General features: G+C 52.7%; 5 protein-coding genes. 1 reads left to right on the plus strand and 4 read right to left on the minus strand.

What is annotated here, in order from left to right; translation table 11 throughout:
- Positions 1–321 (plus strand): rod shape-determining protein (locus Q363_RS30790; RefSeq protein ID WP_035358394.1); only part of this gene is annotated, 321 nt, incomplete at its 5' end.
- A gap of 97 nt (positions 322–418) precedes the next feature.
- Here the strand turns inward: Q363_RS30790 and Q363_RS30795 are convergent.
- The 4 genes from Q363_RS30795 to Q363_RS43455 form a co-directional block, all read right to left on the minus strand.
- On the minus strand, positions 419–790 hold the full coding sequence (locus Q363_RS30795; RefSeq protein WP_035358396.1) for a hypothetical protein: 372 nt from the start codon (positions 788–790) through the stop codon (positions 419–421).
- A gap of 292 nt (positions 791–1,082) precedes the next feature.
- Positions 1,083–2,027 (minus strand): glycoside hydrolase family 130 protein, encoded by a 945-nt coding sequence (locus Q363_RS30800; RefSeq protein ID WP_245632588.1) that lies wholly within the window; start codon positions 2,025–2,027, stop codon positions 1,083–1,085.
- 80 nt (positions 2,028–2,107) lie between these two features.
- The gene (locus Q363_RS43450; protein WP_211256449.1) at positions 2,108–2,938 is read right to left on the minus strand and encodes a hypothetical protein; all 831 of its coding nucleotides are present in this window, start codon (positions 2,936–2,938) and stop codon (positions 2,108–2,110) included.
- Between the two features lie 13 nt (positions 2,939–2,951).
- Positions 2,952–4,442: a glycosyltransferase family 4 protein gene (locus tag Q363_RS43455; RefSeq protein WP_211256450.1), complete on the minus strand. Its 1,491-nt coding sequence runs from the start codon at positions 4,440–4,442 to the stop codon at positions 2,952–2,954.
- Between the last annotated feature and the right edge of the window lie 18 nt (positions 4,443–4,460).

Below are 4,460 nucleotides of genomic sequence, written 5' to 3' on the forward strand. Positions count from 1 at the left end.
GGGGTACCCAAGACCATCATTCTGAATGACAGGGAAGTCCGCGAGGCATTGAGTGAATGGGTGTCGACGCTCATGAACGCCATTCGTGTGGGGCTAGAGCGCATACCGCCCGAGCTCTCAGCTGACATCAGCGACCGCGGCATCGTGCTCACCGGCGGTGGCGCGCTCTTGAAGGACCTGGATAGGCGCATCCGAGAAGAAACGGGACTTCCTGTCTCAATTGCCGATGACCCGCTGTGCTGCGTTGTTCTGGGGACTGGCAAGATACTTGACGATTTCAAGCTACTACGGAAGTTCTCCATTGAGTCCGTGACGGCCTGAACGGAGTCGAGCACTTTAATTTGTGATAGGCCTGCTTCACGATGGACCATGTGACCTTAGTTGCTAGCCCACTCTAAGCTAAACAGAAGGTAGATTGCTACTCGCTGAACGGAACCCCAAATGCCAGCAAAGCTGTTTTGGGTGGGCGATGAAGGAACCCGAGTAGTGTTGGCTGCTTTCCCATCGCTTTCCATATTAGAAGTGCAGCAGCGTTCATGTAAAGCAAACGCACCTGATCTCGGCTTTCACCTTGTTGAGTATAGATGCTGATCGTCGTAAGGAGTTTTACCTGTTCCGATTCGATCAGGTATTGCCCCATACTGATGGCCGGGGCATTTTGGATGTCCTGCACTTCCTCTGCGCTTTGTGCGACGATCTCGTAGCTCAGTGGCGTTCGCAAACGTCCAGGATCAAGATCGAATAACAGATCATTCGTAGTATGTGTAGCGGGGTATTCAGGATTGCCCATGTGGCCTCCTTACAAGAAGCGCATAGTAACCGGTTATGCGCGACCTTCTTCGGTTGATTTCTTCCGTATGGAAAACCAGTAATATCGTCGCCAACAGTTGGCGCAACGAATTGGAGAAAGTGCAAACCAACTCAACGGACCATCCATAGCACGCGACTCGGCCGTCTTGAATTCGATCGAGCTACAGAGAGGACACTCTCGATGGAACCAAAGTAATCGTGGAAATCGACTGGGCCAGTTTAGGCTTGAGGCATTCATTTTGGTGATCCTCGCGATTTGGATAGAGATTGTGTTAGGAGCCGTTTTCGTCGGCCGCACTCGAATTTGAATCCAGCCACGAAAGAAGAGTGCGAATGCTGCCGGTAGCCATCGCGATACAGGAGTCACCTGCTCCGTAATAGAGGTAAATTGAGTCTCCATCAGCTCCTATGGTCTGCCCGCAGGGAAACACCACATCATTAACATCTCCTCCTCGCTCGTATGGAGCTTCCGGACCAAACATCCATGAATCACCTCGCTGCAGGCAGATATCTGGGCTGTCCAGATCGAAGAGAGCAAGCCCCAAGCGATAGATGCTTCCGGACGCTGTATGTCGGACTCCGTGATAGATCACCAGCCAACCCTTCTCCGTCTCAATTGGCGGCGAGCAGAGACCTATCTTGTTGGCATCCCACCATCCGCCCCGGCGTGCCTCGAGCATCACCTTGTGACTGCCCCAATGCCGCAGATCTGGCGAGTACGAGATCCACATATGCGCACCGAGTGTTGTCATCGGTCGATGAATCAGCGCCCAAAAGCCTCCTATTCTTCGGGGGAGAAGAGCAGCGTCCTTGTCTTCCGGCGGCATGACAACGCCATATCTCTCAAAGCTTCTGAAGTCTTTCGTCAGCGCAAGCGAGACTCCTGGACCGCCGCGAGCGAAGGAGGTGTAAGCAATTGCATACTGTTCCAGCTCCGGGACATAGGTAATTCGCGGATCTTCGATGCCCCAGATCTCTTCAGGAAACTCACGTGGGCTTGCCATCAATGTCGGTTGAGCATCAATGCGCCATCCATCGACTCCATTTGCGGAGCGAGCAGCGCAGAGATGCGACAGACCTCGCCGGTCTTCTACGCGGCAAAGCAGTAAGGTGTCACCGTCGGGGAGCTTTACGGCACCGGCATTGAAAACGCTATTAATCGGATACGGCCAATCTCTTCGGCTCAGGATGGGATTGGCGGAGTGGCGAGTGAACAAAGAGATCTCTTCGTTCATATTTGAACGCGGCCGTTGGGTAAAAGAGTCTTCAGGCCACGCAGTCGGAAGGGCAATTGATTTCAATTGGAGACACTCATTTCTTGGTCTGGGTTTTCTGCGCTTGCTATTTCCACGTTTTGCATCTCCAGAAGAGCCATCAGAAACGAAAGCGTTGATTCTGCTCCCTGGTTTTCATTCACGCGATCTGGGTGAAGTCCATCTTTACAGCCGCCGGTTACAGCGTCGTACAGTGGAACTTGTAGGTCGTTCTCCCCGAGAAACCAGCGAAAGGCACACCATGCTTCCTCGAGCCAGTGCTGCTCTTGGGTGATTCGATGTGCGAGTACACACGCTGAAATAGTCGCGCAAGCTTCTATAGGTTGCTGATCGAAACGAGCTTTCCAGCCGCCGGCAACAGCAAACCCCATGGAGCCTATTGGAACGAAGACCATGTCATTGCCTCGATGCTGCTCCGCGACAAGCCATTGAAGAGACTCGCATCCTGCTTCGATCATTCGCCTATTGTCACTTCGCCAACCTGCCATGAGCAGCGCTTGTGACAATCTGGCGTTGGAATAGGAAAGGCTCTTCTCAAACCACTGCCATGGTTCTGAATGACTGTTTTCATAGGCTGCCAGCAATCGATTTGCGAGTACATTGCGTGAATCCTGAACGACTCTGTCTCCAGGAAACCAATCGAGATACGCTTGCATACCCAGTACCGAGAACGCCCATGCGCGAGGACTGGTAAATGTCATGGTGACGGAGGCGGCTGCTTCAAAGAGTCTTCCCGCTGCCCCCCTCAGTCCCGCATCTTCCGAATTGCCGAGCACTGTTCCCAATGCCCATAAGGCGCGGCCGTGACTGTCCTCAGAACCGACTTCTTCCTGCCATCGCCGGTCGTAGCCCATAACATTTCTGAACCTAGCCGTTTTTGTCATGAAACGCAAGCCAAAGAAAAGCAAGGTATCGGCGGGACAGAGTTGCGAGCTCATAGCTGCTGCCAGACAGCGGAGATACGCTGAGTAATGTTGTCACAATGAGTGCGCGCGCGTTGTCATCTGTCGTGTATCCCTCATTGCAGTTAGGTATGGAGAAAGTAGCATGCTGCAACAGGCCTGTATCATCTGTCATGTTCGATAGATGGGAGGTATTGAGACTCGGCAGGCGGTCTGTCGCCTTTATCGTGAAAAGATCTTGCAGGGCCGGGCGCGGGCGAAGCATGCGTTCAACACGGGCACGCTGAAAGCTTGCCATATAAGCTTGCGCTGTTTCCTGCCATGTCGTGCCGCGTGAATGAAGATAGGCGCGCTTCCGCATCGCATGGCGCTCGGCGTCATTGTCTAACAACCCAATGACCGCGTCCGCAATTGAAGCCGGATCGTCAAACGGAACAATGACCCCACGCTCGTCGGCGAGAAGCTCTTTTGCATGCCAGTATGGTGTAGATATGATCGCTTTCCCAGCCCCGAGAGCGATTGCAAGCGTGCCTGAGACAACTTGGGCCTCTTGACGATAGGGGGTGATATAGATATCCGCGGCGCCCACATGCTGGACTAGCTCTTCGGAACTTACGAAGCGGTTGTTAAAGATTACATGTGAGGAAACGCCCAGATCATCGGCCAATTCCTGTAGCCCTTCTCTATATTTCTCGCCTTCCGATCGTCTGATGTGTGGGTGGGTAGCTCCAGAGACGATGTACATCACGTCTTCATGTTTTTCCAGAATTCTTGGAAGGGCCTGGATTACGCTTTCGATCCCCTTGTTCGGCGAGAGTAATCCAAATGTTAGGAGTACCGGCTTTCCTTGAGTACCGAACAGGTCCTTGAAGTAATTGGGATCCATGAATGGGAGGTCAGGCACTCCATGCGGAATGAGATCGATTTTTCCGGTGGGCACTCCGTAGACATCACGCAAGAATGTGGCAGCTTGATCGCTCATCACGATCAATCGGTCTGAAAGATGTGCAATCTCTTCAAGGACAGCACGTTGGTTTACATCCGGATCGCGCAGCACTGTGTGCAGGGTTGTCACCAGAGGCATCTTAAGCTTGCGAAGTAATGTCAGGACATGACTGCCGGCAGCCCCTCCGAAGATCCCATATTCGTGTTGCAAGCAGACTAGATCGTTTCCGTTGAAGTTAAGAAACTCTGCTGCTCGTTCGTAGGATCCGATATCTTCCTGCGTTAGCTCCAGCCGCACTCGCTCCGGGTACTGATATGCCGAATCTGGGTCGTTGACTGGAATTGCGAAAAGCCTTGCACTTCCATATTGGTCTGCAATTGCGGTACACAAGTCTGTCGTGAACGTGGCAATACCGCATTGTCTTGGCAGATAGTTGCCCACGAACGCTATACGGGTTGGCAAAGGCAACTGCGATGTTTCTAATGTCGAAGAAGATTTCGAGAGAGACATGCTTGCCTGCTTTCAAGG

Origin of the sequence: Edaphobacter aggregans DSM 19364, assembly GCF_000745965.1 — a bacterium.
GTDB classification, from domain to species: domain Bacteria; phylum Acidobacteriota; class Terriglobia; order Terriglobales; family Acidobacteriaceae; genus Edaphobacter; species Edaphobacter aggregans.

Bases quoted from the DNA above. Each gene is read 5' to 3' on its own strand.
- Q363_RS30795 (WP_035358396.1), bottom strand. From the start codon at position 790: ATGGGCAATCCTGAATACCCCGCTACACATACTACGAATGATCTGTTA.
- Q363_RS43450 (WP_211256449.1), bottom strand. From the start codon at position 2,938: ATGGGCTACGACCGGCGATGGCAGGAAGAAGTCGGTTCTGAGGACAGT.
- Q363_RS43455 (WP_211256450.1), bottom strand. From the start codon at position 4,442: ATGTCTCTCTCGAAATCTTCTTCGACATTAGAAACATCGCAGTTGCCT.